The 26,579-nt window shown below is 64.8% G+C and carries 31 protein-coding genes; 21 read left to right on the top strand and 10 right to left on the bottom strand.

The window, feature by feature from the left end:
• Window positions 1-84 precede the first annotated feature (84 nt).
• The gene (locus ACEVQ6_RS19305) at window positions 85-1,407 is read left to right on the top strand and encodes a M23 family metallopeptidase (protein WP_374890680.1); all 1,323 of its coding nucleotides are present in this window, start codon (window positions 85-87) and stop codon (window positions 1,405-1,407) included.
• Between the two features lie 190 nt (window positions 1,408-1,597).
• Window positions 1,598-3,118 carry a DEAD/DEAH box helicase gene (locus tag ACEVQ6_RS19300; protein ID WP_374890679.1) on the top strand — a complete coding sequence of 507 codons (1,521 nt, stop codon included), beginning with the start codon at window positions 1,598-1,600 and terminating at the stop codon, window positions 3,116-3,118.
• A 41-nt stretch (window positions 3,119-3,159) separates the two neighbouring features.
• On the opposite strand, the gene ACEVQ6_RS19295 is transcribed toward ACEVQ6_RS19300, so the two are convergent.
• From ACEVQ6_RS19295 to ACEVQ6_RS19265, 7 genes are read right to left on the bottom strand one after another with little or no spacing between them, the layout of a single operon-like run.
• Window positions 3,160-3,474 carry a TfoX/Sxy family protein gene (locus tag ACEVQ6_RS19295; RefSeq protein ID WP_374890678.1) on the bottom strand — a complete coding sequence of 105 codons (315 nt, stop codon included), beginning with the start codon at window positions 3,472-3,474 and terminating at the stop codon, window positions 3,160-3,162.
• Between the two features lie 5 nt (window positions 3,475-3,479).
• Window positions 3,480-5,111: an NTP transferase domain-containing protein gene (locus tag ACEVQ6_RS19290; protein WP_374890677.1), complete on the bottom strand. Its 1,632-nt coding sequence runs from the start codon at window positions 5,109-5,111 to the stop codon at window positions 3,480-3,482.
• Window positions 5,108-5,800 carry an XdhC family protein gene (locus ACEVQ6_RS19285; protein ID WP_374890676.1) on the bottom strand — a complete coding sequence of 231 codons (693 nt, stop codon included), beginning with the start codon at window positions 5,798-5,800 and terminating at the stop codon, window positions 5,108-5,110. Before ACEVQ6_RS19285 ends, ACEVQ6_RS19290 begins: the two co-directional genes overlap by 4 nt.
• 5 nt (window positions 5,801-5,805) lie before the next feature.
• Window positions 5,806-6,129 (bottom strand): XdhC family protein, encoded by a 324-nt coding sequence (locus ACEVQ6_RS19280; protein ID WP_374890675.1) that lies wholly within the window; start codon window positions 6,127-6,129, stop codon window positions 5,806-5,808.
• A 42-nt stretch (window positions 6,130-6,171) separates the two neighbouring features.
• Entirely contained in the window at window positions 6,172-7,383 is a 1,212-nt protein-coding gene (locus ACEVQ6_RS19275; protein ID WP_374890674.1) for a vWA domain-containing protein, read from the bottom strand.
• Between the two features lies 1 nt (window position 7,384).
• Window positions 7,385-8,299 (bottom strand): AAA family ATPase, encoded by a 915-nt coding sequence (locus ACEVQ6_RS19270; protein WP_374890673.1) that lies wholly within the window; start codon window positions 8,297-8,299, stop codon window positions 7,385-7,387.
• A gap of 10 nt (window positions 8,300-8,309) precedes the next feature.
• Window positions 8,310-8,843 (bottom strand): flavin reductase, encoded by a 534-nt coding sequence (locus tag ACEVQ6_RS19265; RefSeq protein ID WP_374890672.1) that lies wholly within the window; start codon window positions 8,841-8,843, stop codon window positions 8,310-8,312.
• A gap of 286 nt (window positions 8,844-9,129) precedes the next feature.
• Between ACEVQ6_RS19265 and ACEVQ6_RS19260 the strand changes: the two genes are divergently transcribed.
• The 8 genes from ACEVQ6_RS19260 (at window position 9,130) to ACEVQ6_RS19225 (ending at window position 17,325) form a co-directional block, all read left to right on the top strand.
• Window positions 9,130-10,227: an ABC transporter substrate-binding protein gene (locus tag ACEVQ6_RS19260; protein ID WP_374890734.1), complete on the top strand. Its 1,098-nt coding sequence runs from the start codon at window positions 9,130-9,132 to the stop codon at window positions 10,225-10,227.
• Between the two features lie 53 nt (window positions 10,228-10,280).
• The gene (gene rpe, locus ACEVQ6_RS19255) at window positions 10,281-10,958 is read left to right on the top strand and encodes a ribulose-phosphate 3-epimerase (RefSeq protein ID WP_374890671.1); all 678 of its coding nucleotides are present in this window, start codon (window positions 10,281-10,283) and stop codon (window positions 10,956-10,958) included.
• On the top strand, window positions 10,955-11,698 hold the full coding sequence (locus ACEVQ6_RS19250; RefSeq protein ID WP_374890670.1) for a DUF2259 domain-containing protein: 744 nt from the start codon (window positions 10,955-10,957) through the stop codon (window positions 11,696-11,698). Before rpe ends, ACEVQ6_RS19250 begins: the two co-directional genes overlap by 4 nt.
• Entirely contained in the window at window positions 11,695-12,243 is a 549-nt protein-coding gene (locus ACEVQ6_RS19245; protein WP_374890669.1) for a hypothetical protein, read from the top strand. The genes ACEVQ6_RS19250 and ACEVQ6_RS19245 overlap by 4 nt, the downstream gene beginning before the upstream one ends.
• A gap of 60 nt (window positions 12,244-12,303) precedes the next feature.
• Window positions 12,304-13,605 carry an adenylosuccinate lyase gene (gene purB / locus ACEVQ6_RS19240; protein WP_374890668.1) on the top strand — a complete coding sequence of 434 codons (1,302 nt, stop codon included), beginning with the start codon at window positions 12,304-12,306 and terminating at the stop codon, window positions 13,603-13,605.
• Window positions 13,606-13,741: 136 nt separating this feature from the next.
• A complete protein-coding gene (locus ACEVQ6_RS19235) occupies window positions 13,742-14,059 on the top strand; it encodes a PilZ domain-containing protein (RefSeq protein ID WP_374890667.1) in 318 nt (105 codons plus the stop codon).
• 77 nt (window positions 14,060-14,136) lie between these two features.
• Window positions 14,137-14,712 (top strand): RBBP9/YdeN family alpha/beta hydrolase, encoded by a 576-nt coding sequence (locus ACEVQ6_RS19230; protein ID WP_374890666.1) that lies wholly within the window; start codon window positions 14,137-14,139, stop codon window positions 14,710-14,712.
• Window positions 14,713-14,790: 78 nt separating this feature from the next.
• Window positions 14,791-17,325, top strand: a complete 2,535-nt coding sequence (locus ACEVQ6_RS19225) for a sensor domain-containing protein (RefSeq protein ID WP_374890665.1) — start codon at window positions 14,791-14,793, stop codon at window positions 17,323-17,325.
• A 70-nt stretch (window positions 17,326-17,395) separates the two neighbouring features.
• On the opposite strand, the gene ACEVQ6_RS19220 is transcribed toward ACEVQ6_RS19225, so the two are convergent.
• The gene (locus ACEVQ6_RS19220; protein ID WP_374890664.1) at window positions 17,396-17,713 is read right to left on the bottom strand and encodes a DUF1476 domain-containing protein; all 318 of its coding nucleotides are present in this window, start codon (window positions 17,711-17,713) and stop codon (window positions 17,396-17,398) included.
• A gap of 269 nt (window positions 17,714-17,982) precedes the next feature.
• Here ACEVQ6_RS19220 and purC point away from each other — a divergent pair, with 269 nt between their 5' ends.
• The 5 genes from purC (at window position 17,983) to arsC (ending at window position 20,700) form a co-directional block, all read left to right on the top strand.
• Window positions 17,983-18,747 (top strand): phosphoribosylaminoimidazolesuccinocarboxamide synthase, encoded by a 765-nt coding sequence (gene purC, locus ACEVQ6_RS19215; protein ID WP_374890663.1) that lies wholly within the window; start codon window positions 17,983-17,985, stop codon window positions 18,745-18,747.
• Window positions 18,748-18,766: 19 nt separating this feature from the next.
• Entirely contained in the window at window positions 18,767-19,009 is a 243-nt protein-coding gene (gene purS / locus ACEVQ6_RS19210) for a phosphoribosylformylglycinamidine synthase subunit PurS (RefSeq protein ID WP_374890662.1), read from the top strand.
• A 123-nt stretch (window positions 19,010-19,132) separates the two neighbouring features.
• A complete protein-coding gene (gene purQ, locus ACEVQ6_RS19205; protein ID WP_374890661.1) occupies window positions 19,133-19,804 on the top strand; it encodes a phosphoribosylformylglycinamidine synthase subunit PurQ in 672 nt (223 codons plus the stop codon).
• 37 nt (window positions 19,805-19,841) lie between these two features.
• On the top strand, window positions 19,842-20,252 hold the full coding sequence (locus tag ACEVQ6_RS19200) for a hypothetical protein (RefSeq protein WP_374890733.1): 411 nt from the start codon (window positions 19,842-19,844) through the stop codon (window positions 20,250-20,252).
• A gap of 100 nt (window positions 20,253-20,352) precedes the next feature.
• Entirely contained in the window at window positions 20,353-20,700 is a 348-nt protein-coding gene (arsC, locus tag ACEVQ6_RS19195) for an arsenate reductase (glutaredoxin) (RefSeq protein ID WP_374890660.1), read from the top strand.
• Between the two features lie 56 nt (window positions 20,701-20,756).
• On the opposite strand, the gene lexA is transcribed toward arsC, so the two are convergent.
• Together lexA and ACEVQ6_RS19185 are read right to left on the bottom strand one after the other, a co-directional pair.
• Window positions 20,757-21,467: a transcriptional repressor LexA gene (lexA, locus tag ACEVQ6_RS19190; RefSeq protein WP_374890732.1), complete on the bottom strand. Its 711-nt coding sequence runs from the start codon at window positions 21,465-21,467 to the stop codon at window positions 20,757-20,759.
• 547 nt (window positions 21,468-22,014) lie between these two features.
• Window positions 22,015-22,242: a helix-turn-helix domain-containing protein gene (locus tag ACEVQ6_RS19185; RefSeq protein WP_374890731.1), complete on the bottom strand. Its 228-nt coding sequence runs from the start codon at window positions 22,240-22,242 to the stop codon at window positions 22,015-22,017.
• Window positions 22,243-22,837: 595 nt separating this feature from the next.
• On the opposite strand from ACEVQ6_RS19185, the gene ACEVQ6_RS19180 reads away from it, so the two are divergent.
• The 6 genes from ACEVQ6_RS19180 (at window position 22,838) to ACEVQ6_RS19155 (ending at window position 26,528) form a co-directional block, all read left to right on the top strand.
• Entirely contained in the window at window positions 22,838-24,298 is a 1,461-nt protein-coding gene (locus tag ACEVQ6_RS19180; RefSeq protein WP_374890659.1) for a hypothetical protein, read from the top strand.
• A 305-nt stretch (window positions 24,299-24,603) separates the two neighbouring features.
• The gene (locus ACEVQ6_RS19175; RefSeq protein ID WP_374890658.1) at window positions 24,604-24,912 is read left to right on the top strand and encodes a hypothetical protein; all 309 of its coding nucleotides are present in this window, start codon (window positions 24,604-24,606) and stop codon (window positions 24,910-24,912) included.
• A 54-nt stretch (window positions 24,913-24,966) separates the two neighbouring features.
• Window positions 24,967-25,386 (top strand): hypothetical protein, encoded by a 420-nt coding sequence (locus ACEVQ6_RS19170; protein WP_374890657.1) that lies wholly within the window; start codon window positions 24,967-24,969, stop codon window positions 25,384-25,386.
• Between the two features lie 94 nt (window positions 25,387-25,480).
• Window positions 25,481-25,852, top strand: a complete 372-nt coding sequence (locus tag ACEVQ6_RS19165) for a hypothetical protein (RefSeq protein ID WP_374890656.1) — start codon at window positions 25,481-25,483, stop codon at window positions 25,850-25,852.
• A complete protein-coding gene (locus ACEVQ6_RS19160) occupies window positions 25,849-26,148 on the top strand; it encodes a hypothetical protein (RefSeq protein ID WP_374890655.1) in 300 nt (99 codons plus the stop codon). The genes ACEVQ6_RS19165 and ACEVQ6_RS19160 overlap by 4 nt, the downstream gene beginning before the upstream one ends.
• Complete coding sequence (locus tag ACEVQ6_RS19155) at window positions 26,106-26,528, top strand: phage protein GemA/Gp16 family protein (protein ID WP_374890654.1); 423 nt, start codon at window positions 26,106-26,108, stop codon at window positions 26,526-26,528. The genes ACEVQ6_RS19160 and ACEVQ6_RS19155 overlap by 43 nt, the downstream gene beginning before the upstream one ends.
• Window positions 26,529-26,579: the final 51 nt, after the last annotated feature.

Genomic DNA, 26,579 nt, shown 5'->3' with positions numbered 1-26,579 from the left:
CCGTGAAGCAATTGTTAACCTTAACGGTGTGTAATCGCGCCAGAGCCGGGCGACATCACCGGGTCCTGACGTGCGGAGGTGTTCGTGTCTCATCGATCGGAAAGCCGGATCTTCGGCAAGCGTTCTGAAAAGCACGTCATCATCGTCGCCAAGGGAGATCAGGTCCGGCACATGACCGTGCAGCCATGGATGGCGGCCGGCGCCGTCGGCCTCGCCTGCGCCTTCAGCATCGCCTATCTCGCCGCCACCTCCTACCTCGTGCTCAGGGACGACCTGATCGGCGGCACGATGGCGCGCCAGGCCCGCATGCAGCACGACTACGAGGACCGGATCGCCGCCCTCCGCGCGCAGGTCGACCGGGTGACCAGCCGCCAGTTGCTCGACCAGCAGGTGGTCGAGGAAAAGGTCGAGAAACTGCTGCGCCAGCAGTCCGCCCTGTCGAGCCGCAACGGCAAGCTCGGCTCGCTGCTCGAACGGGCCGAGGATTCGGGGCTCTCGACCGGCGCGATCGCCCCGCCCGATGCCGGCGCGACAGAGGATCGCCGTGCCGATGCGGCCGCCGGGATCGGCGCGATCGAGCGGCTGATGGGCCTTGCGTCCGGCGACCAGGCGCCCCGCGTCGCGGCGCTTGCCTATGCCGCGCCGGGCGAGCCGCAAAAGGGCGAATCAATCTCGGAACGGGCGGACAGGCTGTTCTCGCGCATCACCCTGTCGCTGAAGGGCATCGAGCGCCAGCAGCTCGACCAGATCCGCACCCTGACCGCCAATGCCGAGGAGACGTCCGACAAGATCGAGAGCATCGTCCGGCGCACGGGCGTCGACATGGACGAAGCGCTCGACAGCGCCGCCCTCATCCCGGCCGCCGATCCGCAGGCCGACATCGGCGGACCGTTCGTCGCGCCGGAGTCGTCCGACATCTTCGACGGATCCCTGGTAGCGCTTGACACGGCGCTGGAGCGGCTCGAGCGGACGCGCGACGCAACACGCAAGCTGCCTTTTGCCAATCCAGCGCCGGCAAGCGACATCACCAGCCGTTTCGGCAACCGGGTCGATCCGTTCCTCGGCCGTCTCGCCCTGCATGCCGGCATCGATTTCCGCGCGGCGCCGGGGACCGGCGTTGCCGCGACCGGTGCCGGAACCGTCACCGTCGCCGGCCGCAACGGCGGCTACGGCAACATGGTCGAGATCGACCACGGCAACGGCATTTCCACGCGTTTTGCCCATCTGTCGGCGATCCTGGTCAATGTCGGCGACACGGTCGCGGAAGGCGAGACGATCGGAAAATCCGGAAACACCGGACGTTCCACCGGCCCGCATCTGCATTACGAGGTCAGGATCAACGGCGAGGCGGTGGACCCGATGCGCTTCCTGAACGCCGGCCTGAAACTGTCGCATTTCATGAATTGAGCCGTTTTTCTCGCCAGCCAAGACGAAAACGACGCAATCACGCGCTTTTCAATCGCAATTTACAGTATCAAGCCGCTGGTTTTCTTGACTTTGCAGGGGAATGCGATTATCAGCGCCTTGCCGGCGACGATCCGGCCTTCCCCAGTCACCTGTGTTCTCCCGAAGAACCGGAACGGAAATCGATTTCCCTTTGACACGTTTTGCCGAGCTTGGCCTGAGCCAGAAAGTCACGTCCGCCGTTGAAGATGCGGGCTATACGATCCCCACACCGATCCAGGCGGGTGCCATTCCGCCGGCGCTGCAGCGGCGGGATATTCTGGGGATCGCGCAGACCGGCACGGGAAAGACCGCCTCCTTCGTCCTGCCGATGCTGACGCTGCTCGAAAAGGGCCGCGCCCGGGCGCGCATGCCGCGCACCCTGATTCTGGAGCCGACGCGCGAGCTTGCCGCGCAGGTCGCCGAGAATTTCGAGAAATACGGCAAGAATCACAAGCTGACCGTCGCGCTTCTGATCGGCGGCGTCTCCTTCGAGGACCAGAATCGCAAGCTGGAACGCGGCGCCGACGTGCTGATCTGCACGCCAGGCCGGCTGCTCGACCATTGCGAGCGCGGCAAGCTCCTGATGACCGGCGTCGAGATCCTCGTCATCGACGAGGCCGACCGGATGCTCGACATGGGTTTCATCCCGGACATCGAGCGGATCGCCAAGATGATCCCCTTCACCCGGCAGACGCTGTTCTTCTCGGCGACCATGCCGCCGGAAATCCAGAAGCTCGCCGACCGTTTCCTGCAGAATCCGGAGCGCGTCGAGGTCTCGGCACGCTCCTCGACGGCAACGACCGTGACGCAACGCCTCGTCGCCGCCCATGGCAAGGATTACGAGAAGCGCGCGGTTCTGCGCGACCTGATCCGCGCCCAGGACGACCTGAAGAACGCGATCATCTTCTGCAACCGCAAGAAGGATGTCGCCGACCTGTTCCGCTCACTGGAGCGTCACGGCTTCTCGGTCGGCGCGCTGCACGGCGACATGGACCAGCGCTCCCGCATGACGATGCTGGCGAATTTCAAGGATGGCGGCATCAAGCTGCTGGTGGCGTCCGACGTCGCCGCCCGCGGCCTCGACATCCCCGATGTCAGCCATGTGTTCAATTTCGACGTTCCGATCCATGCCGAGGATTATGTCCACCGCATCGGCCGCACGGGCCGGGCCGGGCGGTCCGGCGCCGCCTTCACCCTGGTGACCAAGAAGGACACCAAGTTTTCCGACGCGATCGAAAAGCTGATCAACCAGAAGATCGAATGGCTGAGCGGCGATCTTTCCGCGCTCCCCGAACCGATGGAAAGCCATGAACCCGCCCCGCGCGGTCGTGGCGGCAAGAAGGAGCGCGGCGAGCGCGACCGCGGCGGCCGCTCCCGCGATCGTGACCGGTCCGCGCCGCGCGCCAGCGAGAACAGTCACACGGCTGACATCGCCGGCGACGATCATGTCCAGGAAAAGCAGACAGCGAAGGTCGAGACCGTGAAAACAGAACGCAAGGCCGAACACAAGCACGACACGTCCGGCCGCGGCGCCCGCTCCGGCCCGTACGCCGCCAACGACGATCATCGCGACCGCCGCAACCGCTATCGCCGCGACCAGGACGACGGCCCGACGCCGGTCGGCTTCGGCGACGACATTCCGGCCTTCATGCTGATCGCCGCCAAGGCCTGATCAGGGTCCGGCCGCAGAACGGCGGGCGTCGCACGCTCCGGTTATTTTGCCCGCAGCGACGCTTCCTTCGCCAGGCGGATCCACTGCGCCATGTCGTCGGGATCGTCGAGAGCGCTGTCGGGGATCGACCAGTAGGGCATGCGCACCGGCTTGCCCTTTCCATCATAGGTCCATTGCCGGCTTCCGGCCGCCTCGAAGACCGGCGCCGTTTCCGCGTCCGCCTTGAGAAGAACCTCACCGTAAATCTCAAGCGCAAGGATCCGGCCGTCGCTGTAGATCCCCTTGCCGCCGAACATGCGCCGGATCGTCACCGGCCCGAGCGACTGGAACATGTCCTCGATATCGGCATTGTCCATTCTCGCTATCCTCTCAGGCTGCCGCCGGCGGCGATGACGGCCTCGGCCGTGTCGAGGTCGAGCCGTGCGGCGTCGCCGATGTCGATGTCGACGACCGGCAGGCCCGATGTCTCTATGACGGGACGGGCGCCGACATCGCCGGAAAGCCTCCGGATCGCGTCGAAGGTCGATCGCGGCAGGATCACCGGATTGCCGCGCTTTTCGCCCGCGCTCGCCCTGACGATCGCCTGCCCGCCTTTCGCGCGGAATGCCTCGATGAGCGCCGTCAGGTGACCGTCGGTGATTGCCGGCATGTCGGCAAGAAGCACGAGGATGCCCTGTATCTCCTTCCCGACGGCATCGAGCCCGGCGATCAGCGAGGAGGCCATCCCGCTCGCATGGTCGGGATTGTGGACAATCCTCACCCCAAGTCCCGAAAGCGCGTCGCGAATATCGCCCTCCCTGTGGCCGGTCACCACCGTCACATCGGCGCCGGGCACGGCAAGCGCGGTCTCGACGCTGCGCCGGACCAGCGGAACGCCGCCGAATTCGGCGAGCAGCTTGTGGTGGCCACCGGCGCCCATGCGGCTGGCGCGCCCGGCCGCCAGCACGATGGTGGCGACCGGTATGGCGGCGGGATCATGCGCATCCTCCGCGTCCTGCGCGTCGCGCGGCTGCGGCCGGGTCGAAATCTCCATCAGCAGACCTCCGACACCGAGGCCGGTAATCTCGTCAGGCCCCGGGTCCTCGCCGGCGAGAATACGCTGCAGGATCCAGTCAAAGCCGTTCTCCTTCGGGCTGCGGGCGCAACCGGGCGCGCCGATCACCGGGACGGCGCCGATGCGGCCGAGCACCAGAAGATTGCCCGGATCGACGGGCATGCCGACATGGATAACCCTGCCGCCGGCCATGCGGATCGCACCGGGAATCACATCCGCAGGGTCGGTCACGGCGGAGGCGCCGAACACGATCACCAGATCGGCCGCGTTTGCGTGCCCGGCGAGCACGCGGGCGAGCGCCGCCTCGTCATGGGCGACGCGGATTTCGGTGACGGGCGGCGATCCCAGGCGGCGCAGGCGCGCCTCCAGCGTCCGTCGCGTCTTGTCCATGACCGACGGCTTCAGGCCGGGCAGTTCCGTCGCGACGAGGAGGGTGCGATGCGGGCGGAACGGCTTGACCGTCATCGCGGATGCGGCGGAGAGCGCCGCCACCGCCGCATCGACGCAGCCTCCGGCGACGGCGAGCGGAATGATCTTGACGGTCGCCACCATGTCGCCGGTCCGCACCGGCGCGCGGTCGGGCAGGCAGGCGAGCGTGATCGCCGGATCGATCCGGTTGACACGGTCGATCGTCCGGCGATCCGCGACGAAGAGCCCGTCATGCCGGGCGAAGACGTTGACGCGCCCGGTGCTTGCGGGCGAAAGGCTGGTGCCGGCGCTTACAAGCGGTGATGCGATCCGCGCCGCTGCCGCGTCCTCCAGCACGTCGCCGGGCTCGAGCCGTGCGACGATCAGCGAACCGATACCCCTTTGGCCGATGGCGGCGATATCGCCGTCCGTCAGGACATGCCCCTTGGAACGGGAAAAGCCGTCGAGTCGCAGGGCATGGGCGAGGATCGCGCCTGCGGCATCGGCGGTGGCGACGGGTCCGAAGATCACGCGGGCGCCTTCCGGAGCGCCGCGATGACCTGGGCAAGGATGGCGACGGCGATCTCCGCCGGCGTCGCCGCGCCGATATCGAGGCCGATCGGTGCGGCGATCCGGGCGATCTCATCCGGCGAGGCACCGGCTTCGGCAAGACGCTCCACCCTTTTCGCATGGGTCTTGCGGCTGCCAAGCGCGCCGACATAGAAGCAGCCGGCACGAAGGGCAGCGACCAGCGGTTGGTCGTCGATCTTCGGATCATGCGTCACCGCGACGAGCGCGGTATAGGCGTCGAGCGGCTCGCCCGCCAGCACCTCGTCCGGCCAGTCGGCGAGAAGGCGGACATCGGGAAAGCGCTCACGCGTGGCGAAGGCCGTGCGCGGGTCGATGATCGTCACGTCGAAGCCGGCGATCGCCGCGATCCTCGCAAGCGCCTGGGAAATATGCACCGCGCCGATGACGACGATGCGGGCGGCCGGGACGTGCACGTTCAGGAAGACATCGCGCCCGTCGATCGTCACGAGACCGGACCTGCCGGAGCGGAACGCCGCCTCGACCGCCTGCGCCAGCGGGTTCGCTTCAGACTTCAGACCGTCGCGGAAGACCACACGGCCGGAACCCGACGCGTCGAGGTCCGCCACGTAGACGGCCGCGCGGCGCGACATGCGCGCTTGATTGAGCGCTTCGAGATCGGCGATCTTCATGGGGATCACCCGAGCCTTTCGACATAGACGCGGATGCGCCCGCCACAGGAGAGACCGACGCGCCAGGCCGTTTCGTCCGCGACGCCGAAGTCGAGCATCCGCGCATCGCCCGAGGCGATCACCTCGGCGGCTTCGGCGATCACCGCGCCCTCGACGCACCCGCCCGAGACCGAGCCGTGGAAATGTCCGTCACCGTCGACGACGAGATGGCTGCCGGCGGCGCGCGGGGCGGACCCCCACGTCTCCACGACGGTCGCGAGTGCGACCTTGCGCCCGTCCTGTCGCCAGCGTTGTGCGACGCTCAGCGGATCGGTCTCATCGCCTGCCATCGTTCCTCTCCCTGTCAACCGGATGCCATCTGACCGCGCGCCTCATCGCCGCTCGAGAAAGCGGCGCGGATCGGAGGCGCCGCCCCCCTGCCCGGAGAGGGCGGAGACCAGATCCTCCAGCGCCTGAAGATTGTGTACGGCGCGCAATTCGTCAACATGCGGCAGCATCGCGCGGACGCCGCGCGCGCGCGGCGAAAACCCCTCGAAGCGCAGCAGCGGATTGAGCCAGATCAGCCGGCGGCAGGAGCGGTGCAGCCGGTCGATCTCGCTTTCAAGCTCCTGCGTGTCGTCGCGCTCCAGGCCGTCCGTGATCAGCAGCAAGACCGCCCCCTGCCCGAGCACGCGGCGCGACCAGCGGCGATTGAAGAGCTTCAGCGTTTCTCCGATCCGCGTCCCACCGGACCAGTCGTTGACGAGGGCGGAGAGTTCGGCAAAGGCCTCGTCGGGATCGCGATGGCGCATCTGGCGCGTGACGTTGGTGAGCCGCGTGCCGAAGACGAAGGTGTGCACGCGCCGCCGCCGCTCGGTCAGCGCATGCAGGAAATGCAGGAAGATGCGGGTATACTGGCTCATCGAGCCTGAAATGTCGGCGATGACGACGAGCGGCGGGTGGACGACGCGCCGCTTGCGAAATTTCGGCAGGATGATGCCGCCCCCGATCCGCATCGCGTCGCGCATCGTCGCCCGCGGATCGATCCGGCCGGGGCGCAGGGCCGGACGGAAACGCCGCGTCGGCACGCGATCGTCGGGAAGGACGAGGCCGGCCATCGCCCGTTTCGCGGCGGCGATTTCCGCCGCCGTCATCTGGGCGAAGTCGGTGTGGCGCAGCACGTCCCGTTCCGACGCCGTCAGCCGGGCGTCGATCTCGATCCGCTCCTCTTCCTTCTCGACCGCGCGCCGCTCGCGCCCGGCGAGAAGCGCATCGCTCACCCGTGTCTCGCCCGCCTTACGCCTTTCCTCCGTCGCGGCCTTCTGCCGCGACGGCGACATCAGCGCGATCAGCTTGCCGACGACGTCGCGCGAGCGCCAGTAGCTCGCAAAGGCCTCGTCGAAGACGGGCTGGTCCTCCCGGCGCTTGACGAAAACGGCGCCGAGCGTGGCATGGAAGACCTCCCGCGAACCGACCCCGGCAACCCGCGCCGCCTCGATCGCGTCGATCACGGCGGCCGGCCCGACCTTCATGCCCGCCCGCCGCAGAAGGCGCGCGAAATGCACGATATTGTCGGCGAAACGGCCGTCTTCGGCCCCGCCCATCTCAGCCGGCCGCGCGCAGGTCGGCCCGCACCTCCTCCAGGAGGCGCGCGCCCTCGCCGCCGCCGATGCGGGCGATGTCGTCCTGGTATTTCAAGAGCGTGCCGAGCGTGTCCGAGATCGTTTCCGGATCGAGCGCCACCCGGTCGAGCTCGGTCAGCGCCACCGCCCAGTCGATTGTCTCGGCGACGCCCGGATTCTTGAAGAGGTCGAGGCCGCGCAGCTTCTGGACATAGGCAACGATCTCGCGCGACAGCGCCGCATTGCAGCCGGGAACCCGGCGCTCGACGATCGCCAGTTCCTGCGCTGCGGCCGGATAGTCGACCCAGTGGTAGAGGCAGCGCCGCTTCAGCGCGTCGTGCACCTCGCGGGTGCGGTTGGTGGTGATGATCACGATCGGCGGCTCGCTGGCGCGCACCGTGCCGAGTTCGGGAATGGTGACCTGGAAATCCGACAGGACTTCGAGCAGGAAGGCCTCGAAGGCCTCGTCCGTCCGGTCGAGCTCGTCGATCAGGAACACCGGCGCCTGCCCTGCCGGCGCGGAAATCGCCTGCAGCACCGGACGGCGGATCAGGAAGCGTTCGGAAAAGAGGTCACCCTCGATGCGGGCGCGGTCCGTGGCCCCCGTCGCTTCGGCAAGGCGGATCTCCAGCATCTGCGCCGGATAGTTCCACTCGTAGACGGCCGAGGAGACGTCGAGCCCTTCGTAGCATTGCAGGCGGATCAGCGGCCGGCCGAGCGCCTTGGCCAGCACCTTGGCGATTTCCGTCTTGCCGACGCCCGCCTCGCCCTCGAGGAACAGCGGCCGTCCCATCCGCAGCGACAGGAACACCACCGTCGCCAGCGCCGTGCCGGCGAGATAGCCATGGCGTTCGAGGAGATCCGCCGTTTCCGTGATCGATGCCGGGAGCGCCGTCATGCCGTGTTCCTCAGGTTCCCGTCAGCGCATAATAGCTGCGGTTGAAATAGGTGAGCGCCTGTTTTTCCACCCCGAGCAGGATCGAGGCGACCTCGCCGATGAGAATGCGGTGGCTGGCGACGGTGCGGGCCTCGACGAGCCGGCAGTCGAAGGCGACGACGGCGTGGGCGAGGATCGGCGCGCCGGTGACGAGCGTCGTCCAGTCTGCCCGGGCGAAACGGTCGTCGTGGTCGAGGCCGCCGCGCCCGGCAAAGGCGTCGGCGAGCGCTTCGTCTCCCGGACCGAGCAGGTTCAGGGCAAAGGCGCCGCTCTGTTCGAAGAGACCGTTGCGCGGATTGGCGGCATTGATGCAGACGAGCAGCGTCGGCGGCGTGTCGGAGACGGAACAGGCCGCCGTCACCGTCAGGCCGCGCCTCTCGGATCCCGTCGACGCCGTCAGGATCTGCACATGCGCCGCCAGCCGGCTCATCGCCTCTCGGTAGGCCAGCCTCTCCTGATCGATCGATTCCAGCATCGCCTCCCTGCGCGCATCTGCTTCATACATAGCCGCTCACGAAAAATTTGAAAGCAGCGTGGCGGAAATTCACCAAACGGCCCGAAAGGCATGGCGAAGTATCGGTAACCTCTGATCTTTTCCTTTGACGCAGGTCCGCTCTCCAGTAAAACAGGGCCGGTCGGGCGAACGGATCCGGCCACAGCGGCACGCGCCAGGGCCGGGCGCGAACGAAATGCTGTATCTCATGATCGAAACGGCACGGTTTCCCTTGATCGTCAGCGATTGCGGAGAGCGTGGCGTGCGGCACGGACGACGGGACGAGGGCGTGGACGGAGTGACGCGACAGGGAGTGTTTCAGGCGGCCGCCGGCCTTGCCCTGATCCTTGTTTTCGCCGCCGGCTCCGCCAGCGCGGCCGGTCTGAAGATCGCCGTGGTGGCGCCGACCTCCGGCCCTTACGCGGCGCTCGGGGCGCAGGTGCTGGCCGGCGCCGGCTTCCAGGCGGGCGAGCGCGGCAGCGAGATCGTTTCCATCGCCGAGACATGCGAGCCATCGGACGGTGCCGCACTGGCAAAGGCCGTCATCGACAGCGGCGCGGAGGCCGCGATCGGATTTCTCTGTACGGAAAGCCTTGAAGCGGTGCTTCCGGCGCTTGCCGGCAAGCCCGTTCCGGTCGTCACGCTCGGCGTCCGCTCGGGCATCCTGATGGAGGACGCCCGCAAGAAGGGCTGGCCGTTCTTCCGCCTCGCGCCCGACAGCACGGCGGAAGCGCGGAAAGCCGCCGAGATCATCCTCAACCGCTGGAGCGGCGAGCCGGTCGCCTTCGTCGAGGACGGCACCATCTACGGCCGCGAACTCGTCGACAGCGTCCGCACGTCGCTCGCGGAAAGCGGATTGACGCCGATCTTCTCCGATACCTACCGGCCCGCGCAGGAACAGCAGGTCGCCCTCGTGCGGCGGCTGCAGAAGAGCGGGGCGACCCATGTCTTCATCGGCGGCGACCGGCAGGATGCCGCCATCATCGCCCGCGACGCGGCCTCCGAGGGCATCGGCCTCACCCTTCTCGGCGGTGAGGCGCTGCTGGCGGCCGACCAGCCGGTTCGCCTGCGCGACGGCGTGCAGGCGATCGCGCTGCCCGAGGCGGCGACGCTGCCGGCAGCGCGCGACACCGCCGCCGCGATGACGCAGGCAGGCCTCGTGCCGGACGGCTATGTGCTTCCCGCCTTCGCGGCCGTGACGCTCCTCGAACAGGCGAAGGACCGGGCTGAGGCAGCGGAGATCGCGCTCGACGCCGCGCTCGTCGATCATCCCTATCCGACGGCGATCGGGGAGATCCGCTTCACCGCCGGCCATGAGCTTGCCGACAATCCCTATCGCCTGCTCGAATGGCGCAACGGCCGTTTCGTCCCGCCGGAGGCCGGCGAGACAGAATAAGTCCCGGCCGCATCGTCGCGGCCGTCTCCCCCCGCATCCCGGAGCCACAGACCATGAACCGTCCCGTACGCATCGCCCCGTCCATCCTCGCCGCCGATTACGCCCGGCTCGGGGAAGAAGTCCGCGACGTGGTCGCCGCGGGTGCCGACTGGGTGCATCTCGACGTGATGGACGGACATTTCGTGCCGAACATCTCCTTCGGCGCCGACGTGATCCGGGCGTTGCGGCCGCACACGACGGCGCATTTCGACTGCCACCTGATGATTGCGCCGGCCGACCCCTACCTCGAAGCCTTCGCCAGGGCGGGCTGCGATTCGCTGACGGTCCATGCCGAGGCCGGACCGCATCTTCACCGTTCGCTGCAGACGGTGCGCAGCCTCGGCAAGAAGGCCGGCGTGTCGCTCAATCCGGGGACGCCGCTCGGCGTGCTGGAAGAGGTGCTCGACACGGTCGACCTTATTTTGGTGATGACCGTCAATCCGGGCTTCGGCGGACAGAGCTTCATCCCGGCGATGGAGGACAAGATCCGCCGCGTCCGGGCGCTGGTCGGCGACCGGCCGATCGACATCGAGGTCGACGGCGGCATCGGCGTCGACACGGCGGCGACGGTCGCGAAGGCGGGCGCCAACGTTCTGGTCGCCGGTTCCGCGATCTTCAGGGGCGGTTCCGTCGAGGCCTATCGCGCCGCCATCGAGGCGATCCGCAGGCCGGCGGAAGCGGCCCGCGGATGACGCGGCCCATGAGGACGCTGGCGCTGCTGATCGCGCTCGCCGCCGCGCCGTCTGTGGCGCATGCCGGCGATATCGCCAGCCTGCAACCGATCGGGTTTTCCTCAGACGGCAAGGTCTTCGCCTTCGAGGAATACGGCATCCAGGACGGATCCGGCTTCGGCTATTCCAACATCTATGTCCTCGACACGGTCGAGGACCGCTTCATGCCCGGCGCGCCGGTGCGCATCGTGATCCAGGAGGAAGGCGAGCGCGGGCTGAACCGCGCGCGGCGCGAGGCGCGCCGCGCCGCCGCGCCGATCATCGACGCCTATCGCCTGCCGGACCATCCCGGCCGGCTGCTTGCCTTCAATCCCGAAACGGAGGTCGACAGCGCACCGCATGCGCTCGCCTATGACATGTTCCCGAGCGAGGGCCCGTCCGGCCGCAGCACGCGGCTGGCGCTCGAGGAAAAGACGTTTCCGGCCGACGGCCCGTGCAAGGACGTCGTCGAAAGCGTGCGCGGCTTCCGGCTCGTGATGACCGAGCGCGAGGGCAAGGCCGCCGGCCTCGTCATCGCCGACGACACGCGGGTGCCGGCCAGCCGCCAGTGCCCGACCGGCTACCGGATCGGCGGCGTCATGGCCTTCGACGACGACACCGGCATGACGACGCAGGTCGTCTTCGTCCTCGTGAAATCGGTCGGCTTCGAGGGATCGAACGGGCGCTGGATCGCCCTGCCCGTGCCGGCAACGCCGCGATGACCTCCGGCGGGGCGGCAACGGGCAAAGGGCTCCGCCCGCGGCTTCGCGCGAGCCTGCCGCCCGCCCGCCTTCTTCTCGCCGGAGCGCCGCTCTGGGGCATGGCCATGGCGCTTTCGGCCTCCGCGTCGATCACGCTGCGCATCGGCGCCACGGGCCGCCTGCCGGAGGTGATGCAGCTCTATTTCATCGGCGGAACGCTTGCCTGGCCCTTCGCGCTGGTCGCCGCCCGCTTTCTCGCCGCGGCGCGCCCGCGCACCGCCCGCTTCTGTGCATTCCTCCTCGCGCTGGTCGCCGCCACTCTCGCCATGACCGCCTTCCTCTTCGCCATGGACTACCGGCTCTTCTATGCGCAGTGGCACCAGCCTTTCGGCACGCGGATCTGGGCCTACCAGTTCGTCTTCACCTCCGCCGCCGCCGTCTACCAGTTCGTCGTCATCGGCGTCAGGCTCTATCTGCCGATCGGCGCCGCCGTCCTCGTCGCCACAAGCCTCTGGCTTTCCGCGCGCGACCCCGTGGAAACGGCCCGCCCGGTCGCCCCTGATTGAGCTTGCCGTCCATCTTTGCTAGGAGGCACGCCTGATCCTACCGTTATCGAAAGCACGCCGATGATCCCCCGCTATTCCCGCCCGGACATGGTCGCCATCTGGTCGCCCGAGACCCGTTTCCGCATCTGGTTCGAGATCGAGGCGCATGCCTGCGACGCGCTCGCCGAGCTCGGCGTCATCCCGAGGGAGGCCGCCGCGACCATCTGGGAAAAGGGCGGCAAGGCGACGTTCGATGTTGCCCGCATCGACGAGATCGAGGCCGTCACCAGGCATGACGTCATCGCCTTCCTCACCCATCTCGCGGAAATCGTCGGCCCCGACGCCCGCTTCGTCCATCAGGGCATGACCTCCTCCGACGTGCTCGACACCTGCTTCAACGTCCAGCTCGTGCGCGCCTCCGACATTCTCCTCGCCGATCTCGACCGGCTGCTCGAGGCGCTGAAGCGGCGCGCCTTCGAGCACAAGGACACGGTGACCATCGGCCGGTCGCATGCCATCCATGCCGAGCCGACGACCTTCGGCGTCAAGCTGGCGCTTGCCTATGCCGAATTCGAACGCTGCCGCCGCCGGCTCGTCGCCGCGCGCGAGGAGGTGGCGACCTGCGCGATTTCCGGCGCGGTCGGCACCTTCGCCAACATCGATCCGCGCGTCGAGGAGCATGTCGCGAAAGCCATGGGGCTTGCCCCCGAGCCGGTCTCGACCCAGGTCATCCCGCGCGACCGGCACGCGATGTTCTTCGCGACGCTCGGGGTCATCGCCTCCTCGATCGAACGGCTGGCGACGGAAATCCGCCATTTGCAGCGCACCGAGGTGCTGGAGGCGGAGGAATATTTCTCGCCCGGCCAGAAGGGCTCCTCGGCGATGCCGCACAAGCGCAACCCTGTCCTCACCGAGAACCTGACCGGCCTTGCCCGGATGGTGCGCTCCTTCGCCATGCCGGCGATGGAGAACGTCGCCCTCTGGCACGAGCGCGACATTTCGCACTCCTCCGTCGAGCGCATGATCGGCCCGGATGCGACGGTGACGCTCGATTTCGCGCTGTCGCGGCTGACCGGCGTCATCGACAAGCTGCTCGTCTATCCCGACAACATGCTCGCCAACCTGAACAAGTTTCGCGGCCTCGTCCACTCGCAGCGCGTGCTGCTTGCCCTGACGCAGGCCGGAGCCTCACGCGAGGATTCCTATCGCCTCGTCCAGAGAAACGCGATGAAGGTCTGGGAAGAAGGCAAGGATTTCCTTGAGGAACTGCTCGCCGACGCCGAGGTTCGCGCCCTGCTCCCCGAAGTGGAGATCCGGGAGAAGTTCGACCTCGGCTACCACACCAAGCATGTGGACACGATCTTCCGCCGCGTGTTCGGCTGAGGCGAGCGCCGCGACGCGCGCGCGGACGCGGCCCGTTTTCGCACGGATGCGTCAAATGCGAGCAGGATCCTTAGTCCCGTTTTGAGAAAGCGGCGCTATCGTTCCTCCCGATCCGGCATTGCTGGCAGGAGGGGACATGGACGCGCATCTCTCGCAATCGAAACACATCCGGCGAAGCGCGCCGCGCGCCCGCGCGCGCTTCACCGCGATCGTCACCGGCCGTGTCGGCGTCAGCAGCGGCGTCGTCAAGGATCTGTCGCCGGGCGGCATCTGCTTCGAACTCAAATTCGACATCAATGCCCGCTCCGGCGAGGCTGTGAGCATCAAGAGCGAGGAATTCGGCCTGCTGACCGGCCGCGTGCAATGGACGCGCGGCTGCCGGATCGGCATCAAGCTCGACCGGTCGTCGCGCACCGACGCCCAGATCGCCTCTTACTTCCGCTTCTTCCGCTGACGACGCCGTCGCGTTCGGCTGAGGAATGCCGGCACGGACGGCTTGACGAAGCCCGTGCCGCACCGCACATAACGGCCATGAAAGTCGCCGACGCCGATATCCTCATCATCCCCGGCTATACCAATGCCGGACCGGACCACTGGCAGACACGCTGGCAGCAGCGTCTGTCGACCGCACGCCGGGTCGAACAGGCCGAATGGACGAAGCCCGTGCGCGACGACTGGGTGATGCGCGTGCGCGCCGAGATCGAAACGGCGACGCGGCCCGTCGTGCTCGTCGCCCATTCGCTCGGCGTCGCGGCGGCGGTGCATGCCTGCCGGGATCTGACAGGCAGGGTGGCGGGCGGCTTCTTCGTCGCCCCGCCCGACGTCGCCAATCCGGCGATCCGCCCGCAGCACCTGTCGACCTTCGGCCCCTACCCCCGAGATCCCCTGCCGTTTCCCTCGGTGGTGGTCGCGAGCCGGAACGATCCCTTCGGCGCCTACGAACAGGCGGCGGACACCGCCAATGCCTGGGGATCGCTGCTCGTCGACGCCGGCGAGTCCGGCCATATCAACGCCGAGTCCGGCCACGGGCCCTGGCCGGAAGGCGGAATGGTCTTCGCCCGCTTCCTCAGCCGGCTCGACCCGGCGTCGGCGAAAACCCGGGCCTAGCGATCTTTCGCGGGCAAAGTTAATGCCAATTTCACCGTCAGGCTGTATAGTCCGGCTTTACCTGCGACGGCTGGAACCATGGCACAGCACAGTGAGGCGGACAAAGGGCATGGCCCGGACGCAGCGGACGAGCGCCGCTGCCTCGCGATGATGGCCGATCGCCTTCCCCTTCCCTCCCTGATTGCCGATGCCGACGGCCACGTTCTCCATGTCAACGCGGCGCTCGCCCGCCTCGCCGGTCTTGACGCCGCGACCGCACTTGGTGGCGCATGGGACGGACTCCTCCTCGATGCCGCCGATCTCGATCTTGCGGACCTGACCCTTGAGGCGCGCGACATGCAGCTTCGGACACAGGCATCCTCCGGGATCTGGGTCCGGGCAACCGCGACGTTCGTTTCCGGCCTTCATCTCATCCAGTTCCAGCCGATCGACGACCTCAAGCAGGCGCTTGCCGATGTCGGCAACGAGCGCAAGCGCTGGAAATATGCGCTGGAAAGTTCGATCCAGGGCGTCTGGGACCACGATTTCGGCCACGGCGAGCTTTATTACTCGCCGACCTGGAAGCGCCTGCGCGGTCTGCCGGCCGACAGCGAGGTGGACGGCGCCCTGGAAAGCTGGATCAAGAACGTCCATCCGGACGATCGCGCCCGGGTTCTCGCCAGCATCGAACTGCAGGAAAGCGGCCGGGCCGCCTTCAACATCTTCGAATATCGCGAGCGCCATGCGGACGGGCATTGGGTGTGGATCGAGAGCCGTGGCGCGAGCGTGGAGTGGGGCGAGGACGGCAAGCCGCTGCGCGTCATAGGCACCGACACGGACATCACCGCCCGCAAGCGCGACGAGGCGCGGCTCGAAGCGCTGTCGCGCCGGCTCCAGCTCGCCCTCGACGTGTCGCAGATCGGCGTCTTCGACTATGACATGGAAACGGATACCGTGCTCTGGGACCAGAGGATGTTCGAGATTTACGGGGTGGTCGCCCGCGACGCCAATCCCGGCAAGGGCACATGGGAGAGCCTGCTGCATCCGGACGATGCCGCAGCCGCGATCGCGCGGAACGAGCGCGGCATGGCCGAAAGTACATCCTTCACCAATGCCTTCCGCATCATCCGTGCCGACGGCAGCCTGCGCCACATCCGCGCCAATACGGCGCCTTATGTCGATGCCGACGGCCACCGCCGCCTTGTCGGCGCCAACTGGGACGTGACCGGCGACGTGCGCCTGCAGGAGGAGCTGACGCGGGCGAAGACACTCGCCGAGGCCCGCAGCGCCGACCTCGAGGCCGCCAAGATCCGCATCGAGTACAACGCGCTCCATGATCACCTGACGGGCCTGCCGAACCGGCGCTATCTCGACCAGCGGCTGGCCGATCCCGATGCCCGCCATTCCGGCGTGCTCCACATCGACCTCGACCGCTTCAAGCAGATCAACGACACGCTCGGCCACAAGGCCGGCGATGTGATGCTGGTTCACACGGCGACATTGCTGCGCTCCTTCGCCACGGCCGGCGACTTCGTGGCCCGCATCGGCGGCGACGAGTTCGTCTTTCTCTGTGGTGCCGAACGCAGCGAGGAGGATATGGCCCGCGTCTCCGGCGACCTTGTCGAGGCGCTGCGCCAGCCGGTCGCCTACAAGTCCCATATGTGCCGGTTCGGCGCGAGCATCGGCATCGCCTCCGCCGCCACGTCGGGGACGGACGCCAAGCAGATGCTCGTCAATGCCGACATCGCGCTCTACCGGGCAAAGAGCCTCGGGCGCAACCGCTACGCCTTCTTCTCGAGGGAGATCCAGGCACAGATCCTGCACTCGAAGCGCATGGCGGACGACATCCTCGACGGGCTGGACGCCGGCGAGTTCATTCCCTTCTACCAGCCCCAGTTCGACGCCCGCACACTCGCGATCAGCGGCGTCGAGACCCTGGTGCGCTGGCGCCATCCGGTGAAGGGATTGCTGACGCCCGACCGTTTCCTGAACGTCGCCGAGGAGATCGGCGCGCTCGCCACGATCGACCGCAAGATCGTCGAGCAGGCCCATCGCGACTTCCGCTCCTGGCAGGCGCGCGGCCTGCGCATCCCGCGCTTCTCCGTCAACGTCTCGTCACGGCGCCTGCGTGAGGCGGACATCGCCGAAACCATGGGTTCGCTCGGCATCGAGCCGGGCACGCTGTCGTTCGAACTGCTGGAATCGATCTTCCTCGACGATCTCGAGGACACGGCGATCGAAACGGTCGCGGCGCTGAAACAGCTCGGCATCGACATCGAGATCGATGACTTCGGTACCGGCCACGCGTCGATCGTCAGCCTGCTGCGGCTCAGCCCGTCGCGTCTGAAGATTGATCGCGCCCTGGTCAATCCGATCGTCATCGGTCCGGACCAGCGCCAGCTCGTCTCATCCATCATCGAGATCGGCCACTCGCTCGGCATCGAGGTCGTGGCGGAGGGCGTCGAAACGCTCGAACATGCGCAGATCCTGCGCGGCATGCATTGCGACGCGCTGCAGGGCTATGCGCTCGGCAGGCCGATGTCGAAGGCCGACCTCGAACGCTTCGCCCATGCCCACCGTCCCCTGGATCTCGATGCGCCGCTGACGCCGAGGGGACTCGGACGCATCGCCTGACGGGACGGTGTCGACGACATGCGCGGACGATCCCGGCGGGCGGCCCAGCCGGGATCTCTTGCCGTCAGCCTCAGGAGGCGTTCTGGATCTGCGCCACGGCGTCGCCGAGCAACTCCACCATCTTCAGCCGGATCTGGTCCTCGCTGATCGACACGCCGGCCGCATCGAAATCGGCCTTGACCTTGCGCACCACGTCCTCATGGCCGACCTCCTCGAAATCGGCGGCGACCACCTCGCGCGCATAGGCGTCGGCATCGGCCTTGCCGAGCAGGCCGGCGGCCCAGAGCCCGAGCAGCTTGTTGCGCCGGGCCTCCGCCTTGAACCTCAGTTCCTCGTCCAGCGCGAACTTAGACTCGAAGGCCTTCTCGCGATCGCTCATGTTCGTCATGTGATGTCTCCTCGTCCTGCCCGAACCCTGCTGGGCACGTGAAAGCAGCCCCATAAACCAAAAGCCGGCGGCAAGCGCAATGCATCCCCGCGCAGGCCCGCCATTTCGCCGCAATGCGGATGCAGGGTCGCGCCTGCGCGGGCGCGTCCCGTATTTCCGGGGACGGGTCCGTCAGGCCGATTGTGAATTCCTTTCATTTCGGATATGGACCCGGTTGGACAAACCATCAGGCGTTGCCCAAGAACGCCTGCAACAAAGAGACACAACAGATGAACCGTCGCCGCCGTATCTATGAGGGCAAGGCAAAGATCCTTTACGAGGGTCCTGAACCGGGAACTCTGATCCAGTTCTTCAAGGACGACGCCACGGCCTTCAATGCGAAGAAGCACGAGGTCATCGACGGCAAGGGCGTTCTCAACAACCGCATCTCCGAATATATCTTCACCCATCTGAACAAGATCGGCATTCCGACGCATTTCATCCGCCGGCTCAACATGCGCGAGCAGCTGATCAAGGAAGTGGAGATCATTCCGCTCGAGATCGTGGTGCGCAACGTCGCCGCCGGCTCCCTGGCCAAGCGCCTCGGCATCGAGGAAGGCATGGTGCTGCCGCGCTCGATTATCGAATTCTACTACAAGGCCGACCAGCTCGACGATCCGATGGTCTCCGAGGAACACATCACCGCCTTCGGCTGGGCGAGCCCGCAGGAACTCGACGACATCATGGCGCTCGCCATCCGGATCAACGATTTCCTCTCCGGCCTCTTCCTCGGCGTCGGCATCCAGCTCGTCGACTTCAAGATCGAATGCGGACGCCTTTTCGAGGGCGACATGATGCGCATCATCCTCGCCGACGAGATCTCGCCGGACAGCTGCCGGCTCTGGGATGTCGAGACGAAGGAAAAGATGGACAAGGACCGGTTCCGCCGGGACCTCGGCGGCCTCGTCGAGGCCTACCAGGAAGTCGCGCGCCGGCTCGGCATCATGAACGAAAACGAACCGCCCCGTGGCTCCGGCCCGGTGCTGGTCAAGTAGCAGATCGGAGACGGCAAGCGTGATCAAGGCGCGTGTAACGGTGACGCTGAAGAACGGCGTGCTCGACCCGCAGGGCAAGGCGATCGAGGGCGCGCTCGGCGCGCTCGGCTTCGGCGGTATCGGCCAGGTCCGCCAGGGCAAGGTTTTCGATCTGGAGATCGATTCCGCCGACCGGGCGGCCGCGGAAGCGAACATCAAGACGATGTGCGAAAAACTTCTCGCCAACACGGTGATCGAGAACTACAGCATCTCGCTCGCCTGACGGCGACATCGCAGTCAGGTCGCAAGGACGCCGCTGCCGCAAGGTTTCAACCGTGGCCGCGATGCAAACCGCCCCATGGCAGATCGACTGCGCGGGGCCACTCTTGAAGGTCGAGCCTCCGCCATGAAATCAGCCGTCGTCCAGCTTCCCGGATTGAACCGCGATCGCGACATGATCGCGGCCCTGACGAAAATCTCGGGGAAAGCGCCGGTGACGATCTGGCAAACCGAAACAGAGATCCCGGACGTCGACCTGATCGTCATACCAGGCGGCTTTTCCTACGGCGACTACCTTCGCTGCGGGGCGATCGCCGCGCGGATGCCGGTCATGCACGCGATCCGCGCCAGGGCCGAGAAGGGCGTCCGGGTGCTCGGCGTCTGCAACGGCTTCCAGATCCTGCTCGAGGCCGGCCTCCTGCCTGGCGCCCTGATGCGCAACGCCTCGCTGAAATTCGTCTGCCGCGAGGTCCGCCTTGAAGTCGCCAATGCGGCGACTGCTTTCACACGCGGCTATGCGAACGGTCAGGTCATCCGCTGCCCCGTCGCCCATCACGACGGCAACTACTTCGCCGACGACGCGACGCTCCGGGCGATCGAGGACAGGGGGCAGGTCGTGTTCCGCTACGCCGAAGGCACCAATCCGAACGGCTCGATCAACGACATCGCCGGCGTGATCAACGCGGCCGGCAATGTGCTGGGCATGATGCCCCATCCGGAGAACCTGATCGAGGCGGCCCATGGCGGCGCGGACGGGCGCGCCCTGTTCGAATCCGCGGTGGGTTTGGTCGCTGCCTGACGACACCGGGAGCCTGCCCATGCCAGCCCTGACCGCCATGCCTGCGCTTCGCCGGCGTGTCTTTATCCGCCTCGCCGCGATCGTCACCCTCGCGGCAGGCCTTGCCGGCTGCCAGTCTTCCTCCGCGCCGCCTGCGCCGACGCATGACACGGGCGCGCTGACGACGATGGAGCGCATCGCCCTCGGTGCCAACCGGTGCTGGTTCAAGTCCAGGGACCCGGCCTTCGCCGCCTATCGGCTGGCACCGGAACTGAACTCCTTTTCGGGCCGGCCGCGCATCCTGATCGTGCCGCGCAACACGCCGGAATCGCGCCCGCTCGCCGTGGTTCAGGCGGAGGGACAGCCGGCGCGGCTGCAGGCTTTCGGCCCCCTCTTCACCGAAAGCCAGGGCGCGCGCATGAGCGCGGACATCCGCCGCTGGGCCGGCGGATCATCATCCTGTGGATGAACGGTAAACCTTTAGAAATCGAACGGCTTGCATGCCGTCCCGTCTTGAAACAGGTTTGCAATCGGGCAAATCTGCGCGCACGTTCGACGGGGGAACGGCCATGGCAGTGACGATATATTATGATGCGCGATCGGCGACCTGCCGCAAGGTGCTGAAGCTGATCCGGGAGACCGGGGTCGATCCGACGGTGATCGAATACGAGAAGACCCCGCCCGGCCGGGAAGAACTCGTCGCCCTCATTCTTGCGCTCGATGCCCTGCCACGTACGCTTCTGCGCAAGAAGGAAAAGCTCTATCACGATCTCGGGCTCGACGACGAAAGCCTCAGCGACCGGGAACTGATCGATGCGATGCTCGAAAACCCCTCCCTGATCGAGCGACCGATCGTCATCGGCCCAAAGGGCATTCGCCTCTGTCGCCCGCGCGAACGGGTCTTTGAGATCCTGTAACGCCAGCTTGCTGCCCGTCGTCGCGGCGATGGCACGGCGTCCCAATCCGCAGCCGGTCAGTTGTAGCGGCGTATGAGACCGACGAGTTTGCCCTGGATCTTGACCCGGTCGGGACCGAAAATCCGGGTTTCGTAAGCGGGATTTGCGGCCTCCAGCGCGATGGAGGCCCCTTTGCGCCTGAACCGTTTCAGCGTCGCTTCCTCATCATCGACAAGAGCGACGACGATCTCCCCCGGATTGGCGGAAGAGGCGTTGCGGATGATCACCGTATCCCCGTCGAGAATGCCGGCCTCGATCATGGAATCACCGCGCACTTCCAGCGCGTAATGATCGCCGGTGCCAATCATCTCGACGGGCACGGAAATGTCGTGAGTGTTGTTCTGTATTGCCGAGATCGGCACTCCTGCCGCAATGCGTCCCATGACGGGTACGGATACGGTATCGCGCACGGGTGCTTTCACAGTGGCCGTGGCCGATGCCGCCGGCTTGCCGAGGCTGCCCTCGATCACGCTCGGCGAGAAGCCGCGCCGCTGGGCGAGGCTCGGTGTGTATGCCTCCGGCAGCTTGATGACCTCCAGCGCCCGCGCCCTGTTCGGCAACCGCCTGATAAAGCCTCTCTCCTCAAGTGCTGTGATGAGACGATGAATTCCGGATTTCGACGCGAGATCGAGAGCGTTTTTCATCTCGTCGAAAGAGGGCGGCACGCCCGATTCCTTCATCCGCTCATGGATGAAAAGCAACAGTTCCTGTTGTTTGCGTGTCAGCACGGTATCACCCAGAATCTCGAAACAAACCCAGAACGGACCGTATCTGTTCGCACTGTGTTCCACAAGCCTTGGGTGTAAATTATTTTTTGGAAGTGGCGGCTGGAGGCGCGGAAGATAATCCGGAATGGAATTCAGAGATAAATGGGAACGAAATCGGCTTCGCTTCGTGGATTTTTCAGTGTTTTTTGGCTGAAAACAGGAGTTACCAATGCGCCAATTGGTAAGGCTATTCTTGTCCATTCCAGCGTAAATATTATCCTACTGAAAACATTCAGGTAATTGAGGACCATCGATCACATGAAGCCTGCTATTTGAGAGGATGGGGGACCTTATTGGGGACCTTCGCCTCTTCTAAATCTCCTCATCTGCCTCTCTAACATTTCGGGCACCGTTGGATGACGAGAGGTTGAAATTTTTCCATCAGATATCATATATTCATTGTAATTCTCATTGATTCTCTTTACCAAATTAGCTGCGGCAAGCTGTTTTTTATTGTGAAATTCCATATCTTCTGGAAAGCCACTATCGGGTCTATAATCTGTATTGATTAATTAGCCCCCCCCAATGATGACCAAAGACTATCCCAAAGCGGCCAATACTTTAGATCAAAATTACCTTCCATGATGTACTGATTATCTATGCCCAATAACTCTAGTATTTTTACATATACGTCTGTCGGAATTCTATTTGAGCCCGATAGGTAATTTTGAAGCGATCGGTACGGAAGGCCGATGTCCGCACTGAGAGATTTCATAGATCGCTTTCTCTCCTTCATCATTCTTTTGATACCGGCGACAATGCGGTCGTTGTAGTCGTCCATTCACTGTGCACCCATTTAGGTGCATTTTGACTAAATCATATCACCTGATTTGGCGCAAAATGCACGAGATCCGTTACTCAATTACGTTTGCGATTGTCGGCTCCTCCGAACTCTACCTCGCTGTTCGAGCAGGCTTCGTCAATCAGGGCACCTCGTTGAACAAGTGGTGTATCGCAAATGGTGTAACCCGGCAAACAGCCGAGAAAGCCCTGCGGAGGGAGCGACGCGGCTCCGCATCTGTTCGACTTTCAGGTGAACTTATTGCGGCAGCGGGGATTCGTTCTGCACCGGATGCAATACTTAAATGAGCGTTTGGATCACTTCCGTAGAATTTGGCGAAACTTGCGGTATTCATCGACGCGTAGCCAATCGTATCTGCAAGCAATTTTATGAGGGTAGAAAGTCGACTTGGCGTCATTGTGCACTTGAAGTCCAGATATGCCATGGTCGCGGCGGCCGCTCCGGCATCCAGGACCAGGTCAAGGTTTCCAGCCTTCCACCGCACCTCCAAGACCGTTTAAAGACCCTTCAAACTGCCGACGAGGCCTCCTTGAACCTTCGCCTCGGCGACGAGGCGGCGCGACTGGAACGCGGCTGGAAATACGAAATCATCAAAGGCGCCGTTGCGCACCCCAAGGTCATCGCCGAGCGTAAAGCCGAGATCGACAAGCTTCATGGCGAACAGAAATACGACTGGACAGGCCATATGCGCCGGCTCACCAGAACCACGCTTTATAGCTGGATCGATATTTGCGAGAACGAAGGCATTCACGGCCTCGCCCAGAAGGTGCGGGGCGACAAGGGCGAAAAGAGAGCCCTGATCAATCGGACATGGATGCAGACGGTTCCCTTTGACGAGATCGCCAAGGAAACCATTGCCGAGGACATCGTCCAGTTCATTCGCGGGCTGATCGTCAAGGGGACGACGCGCAAGCTGATCCGGTTCCTTGCCGCCGATGAGCTGCGCCGCATCACGGCCGCCTACGGCTATGTCGTGACCGACGAGGCGGTCGCCGCCAGGCTCTTCAACATTCCGGACGCGCTCGTCTCGGCGGAGGCGCGTTTCAAGGCGGTCTCCCGGCACAATTTCGACCGCAAGGCCAGCGAGGACGACAAGCCCCGCATCCGCCGCACGATCGCCGGCCTTCAGCCGATGGAGATCGTCGTCATGGACGTGCACCATATCAATGTGATGGTGCGCCGGGACAACGGCACGGCCGCCAGCCCGAAATTCGTCGGCTTCCATGATGTCGCGACGAACCGCGTCTTCGGCGGGCTCGTTTTCATGGACGAGCGCGGTGGCGTCCGAAACGTCGACGTGATCGAAGAATTCAAGCGCATGTGCCAGGATCCGGCCTACGGCATGCCTCAGAAGCTCTATTGCGACAACGGATCGGAATACGGCTTCGCCGACCATCTGGAAGACGCCCTGAAGCTGAACTGCCGCGTCACACCGTTTACGCAGGAAGAGCGCGCCCGCGTCATCCGCGCCAAGCCCTACAACGCATCGGCCAAGGTGATCAAAGGTTTCTTCCGGCAGATGAACCAGCAGTACTTCCGGCACATTCCCGGCTGGATCGATGACAATCGCATGAACCCGAAGCGGCGGGAGCTCGGCAAGCCGATGCCGCCCTTCGAAGGCGGGTTCGACGCATTCAGCAAGATGGTGTTCCAGCTTCTCCAGACCTACGAGCAACTGCCCCAGACGGGCGCGTTGGCCGGCAAGTCACCGGCGCAAGTGTTCGACAGCCATGTGAAGGCTGGATGGGCGGCGACCCTGATCGAAGACAGCCAGTTCTATATGGCCTTCGCCAAGCCGGAGCGCCGCAAGCTGACCAAGCATGCCTTCAGCCTCGGCGGTCGGCTCTGGACCGGCCCGGAACTCGACCGATGCTTTGAGCCGACCGTGATCGTCCATGTACCTGCCTATCATGGCTTCAACGAATTGCTCGTGGAGACTGTCCAGGGCGAACGAATCGGGTGGGCCACCGGATCGCGCGTTCATCTATGACGATCCGCGTGGCGCGCAGACAAGCGCCTCGCGTGACAAGGAGCGCAAGCGGGCTTTGCGCGAGATGCAGCGTTCCGTGCCGGACATCGACGTTCTGGGCAAGCTGATCGAGATTGGCGAGAGCGCAGCAACCGTCGTTCCGAACGCGCCTGCCGCGCTGATCTCGGTGGATGTCGACGGTGGCAGCGGCCGTGCCATCGTACCTACGCGGTCGGCAAAAACAACCCGTCAACAGTGGGAAAAGAGCAGCGCCGGATTGATGAGGACCGCTCTCGGTTTGTCAACTCTATTCATGGAGGTGGCATATGACCACGCTCGTCAGAACGACCATTCCGACGAAAGAGCACTTTGCCGAGATCGGCTCGGTAAAACGAATTCGCGACGGTATCACCTATACCTTGAAGCTCGGGTGGCCGACCCGCGTCATCGCGTCGGCGGGATACGGCAAGACGACGGCGCTTTTCTATCTCGCCGAGGAATTCGAGGGTGTCTACTGCAACGTCGGCCATGCGCACAAGCAGGTCGCCGATATGTACCGCATGCCGATCAGGGCGAGCGGCCATGCGCCCCAGGCTGCATATGGCCGGGACCTGTTTGACGAAGTCATATGGTGACTGCGGCCGCGCGATCACTTCTCCTTTGACGAGAAAAAGCGCCGACTCGTCATCGTGGACGAGGCGCAGACGTTGGAAGCGACCGCGCTCCGGGAACTCCTGAACATTCAGGAGACCTGCGAATTTGCGTTGATTATCAGCGGCAACGGCGAGCGCATCGCCAAGACCAAGTTCGACAAGGGCGCCTGGGAGCAGATCGACACGCGTGTCGGGATGGATATCACCCTGCCCGGCCTGAACCGCGAAGACTGCCAGATGATCGGCGCGACCTATGGCGTCGAGGGAATGGATGCTTACAACACCATATCCAACTTCGGCACACGCACCAGCGTGAGATTGCTCGCTCGCCTGCTCGACAACGCCAGGTCGCTCACCGCCAAGGGCGGCGCGATCCGGCTGAAACATATCGAAACCGTCATCAACGGAAATCCGAAACTCGGATCGCTGTTGCTCTTGAAGCCAGAACCGGCCTGACCGGCCGCGTCCCGACACTACCACGCCTGAAACACAATGTTCTCCGCGCATCTGTGTGGCGTAGTGCGGAGCTATGCCCGAAGGAGACCTTGAAATGGCAATCGTGAGAACAGTAGAGTATAGTGACGTATCCAGTCTTCTCGATGAATTGAACAACCAGAGCAGCATGCTCAAGGCGCTCAGCACAATGCTCGAATGCTCGATGCGTGATCGCATTAATTTTTTCCCCGAGCTTATAAGCGAGGGTGTTTACATGATTCTCGAACGAAATTGCGCCATGCTCGACTTCGTTTCCACGAGCATCGGCGATGAGCTCAATGGCATGAGGGCAGCCAAACTCAAGGTGCTCGACATCGACACAGTGGCCGCAGCGTGCGGCGTTCCTTATTTGGTCGCTCTGAGCGTCGTCAGCTTCGCAACCGGTATCCCGCAGCGATACTTGGAAGCAAAGGGAGAGCCGGCATGAGCTCCCGCCTCCGCCCCTGCCTGACAAACTATGAAGATCAGTCTGTCGCGATCCACATCGAGAATGTCGAGCGCCGGCTTCGGCTGATGTGCCGCGCGATGCAGCATTGCGTCGGGCACGAGGAAGACAATGTCAGTTCGAGCCGTGAAGCTATGTCCAACGTTTTCGGCTATCTCGAAATTTTCCATGAGTATGTCGATCACCAGATGGACCAGTTGAAGGAACTGCGCGAGATCCTCGACAAGGAGTTCGAATGGATCTCGATCACCGGCCTTCGCGCGGGACAGGATTTCTGACCGACGATAGAGCGGCCTGGGAAGGAGGCGATCCGCCGATGACCCCGCGCACAAACTCGTCTTTCATCACGAACAAGCAGATCGCCTTGCTTCATGTCGCGAAGAAACAGCTTGGCCTCGATGACGACACATACCGGGCGATCCTCGCCCGGTATGGCCGATGCGAAAGCGCAGCCGATCTGACGCAACCCGGCTTCACGGCCGTCGTGAAATACTTCACCGCCATGGGCTTCCGCTCGACCTGGACGCAGCGCACCTACGGCTATCGCCCCACGATGGCGACCCCGGCGCAGGTTGATCTCATCCGCTCGCTCTGGCGCAAATATCTCTGCCAGCCTGACGAGGGCGACACTGAGATCGTGTCCCAGGAGGTGGTGTAGCTGGATTTCATAGCCATCGGTGATTCCCGGTAGGGTCGGGTTGCTTATGAC

It is taken from the genome of Ensifer soli, assembly GCF_041928815.1.
Lineage (GTDB): Bacteria > Pseudomonadota > Alphaproteobacteria > Rhizobiales > Rhizobiaceae > JBHFEI01.
The sequence above is the reverse complement of the archived record's forward strand: the minus strand, read 5'-3'. Positions and strand labels throughout refer to the sequence as shown.

What these genes read in the sequence shown, in the direction of transcription:
- ACEVQ6_RS19295 (WP_374890678.1), bottom strand. Translation starts at nt 3,474, where the DNA reads ATGGACAATGCCGATATCGAGGACATGTTCCAGTCGCTCGGGCCGGTG.
- ACEVQ6_RS19285 (WP_374890676.1), bottom strand. Translation starts at nt 5,800, where the DNA reads ATGAAGATCGCCGATCTCGAAGCGCTCAATCAAGCGCGCATGTCGCGC.
- ACEVQ6_RS19280 (WP_374890675.1), bottom strand. Translation starts at nt 6,129, where the DNA reads ATGGCAGGCGATGAGACCGATCCGCTGAGCGTCGCACAACGCTGGCGA.
- ACEVQ6_RS19275 (WP_374890674.1), bottom strand. Translation starts at nt 7,383, where the DNA reads ATGGGCGGGGCCGAAGACGGCCGTTTCGCCGACAATATCGTGCATTTC.
- ACEVQ6_RS19270 (WP_374890673.1), bottom strand. Translation starts at nt 8,299, where the DNA reads ATGACGGCGCTCCCGGCATCGATCACGGAAACGGCGGATCTCCTCGAA.
- ACEVQ6_RS19265 (WP_374890672.1), bottom strand. Translation starts at nt 8,843, where the DNA reads ATGTATGAAGCAGATGCGCGCAGGGAGGCGATGCTGGAATCGATCGAT.
- rpe (WP_374890671.1), top strand. Translation starts at nt 10,281, where the DNA reads ATGAACCGTCCCGTACGCATCGCCCCGTCCATCCTCGCCGCCGATTAC.
- ACEVQ6_RS19250 (WP_374890670.1), top strand. Translation starts at nt 10,955, where the DNA reads ATGACGCGGCCCATGAGGACGCTGGCGCTGCTGATCGCGCTCGCCGCC.
- ACEVQ6_RS19245 (WP_374890669.1), top strand. Translation starts at nt 11,695, where the DNA reads ATGACCTCCGGCGGGGCGGCAACGGGCAAAGGGCTCCGCCCGCGGCTT.
- purB (WP_374890668.1), top strand. Translation starts at nt 12,304, where the DNA reads ATGATCCCCCGCTATTCCCGCCCGGACATGGTCGCCATCTGGTCGCCC.
- ACEVQ6_RS19235 (WP_374890667.1), top strand. Translation starts at nt 13,742, where the DNA reads ATGGACGCGCATCTCTCGCAATCGAAACACATCCGGCGAAGCGCGCCG.
- ACEVQ6_RS19230 (WP_374890666.1), top strand. Translation starts at nt 14,137, where the DNA reads ATGAAAGTCGCCGACGCCGATATCCTCATCATCCCCGGCTATACCAAT.
- ACEVQ6_RS19225 (WP_374890665.1), top strand. Translation starts at nt 14,791, where the DNA reads ATGGCACAGCACAGTGAGGCGGACAAAGGGCATGGCCCGGACGCAGCG.
- ACEVQ6_RS19220 (WP_374890664.1), bottom strand. Translation starts at nt 17,713, where the DNA reads ATGACGAACATGAGCGATCGCGAGAAGGCCTTCGAGTCTAAGTTCGCG.
- purC (WP_374890663.1), top strand. Translation starts at nt 17,983, where the DNA reads ATGAACCGTCGCCGCCGTATCTATGAGGGCAAGGCAAAGATCCTTTAC.
- purQ (WP_374890661.1), top strand. Translation starts at nt 19,133, where the DNA reads ATGAAATCAGCCGTCGTCCAGCTTCCCGGATTGAACCGCGATCGCGAC.
- ACEVQ6_RS19200 (WP_374890733.1), top strand. Translation starts at nt 19,842, where the DNA reads ATGCCTGCGCTTCGCCGGCGTGTCTTTATCCGCCTCGCCGCGATCGTC.
- arsC (WP_374890660.1), top strand. Translation starts at nt 20,353, where the DNA reads ATGGCAGTGACGATATATTATGATGCGCGATCGGCGACCTGCCGCAAG.
- ACEVQ6_RS19185 (WP_374890731.1), bottom strand. Translation starts at nt 22,242, where the DNA reads ATGAAGGAGAGAAAGCGATCTATGAAATCTCTCAGTGCGGACATCGGC.
- ACEVQ6_RS19175 (WP_374890658.1), top strand. Translation starts at nt 24,604, where the DNA reads ATGACCACGCTCGTCAGAACGACCATTCCGACGAAAGAGCACTTTGCC.
- ACEVQ6_RS19165 (WP_374890656.1), top strand. Translation starts at nt 25,481, where the DNA reads ATGGCAATCGTGAGAACAGTAGAGTATAGTGACGTATCCAGTCTTCTC.
- ACEVQ6_RS19160 (WP_374890655.1), top strand. Translation starts at nt 25,849, where the DNA reads ATGAGCTCCCGCCTCCGCCCCTGCCTGACAAACTATGAAGATCAGTCT.
- ACEVQ6_RS19155 (WP_374890654.1), top strand. Translation starts at nt 26,106, where the DNA reads ATGGATCTCGATCACCGGCCTTCGCGCGGGACAGGATTTCTGACCGAC.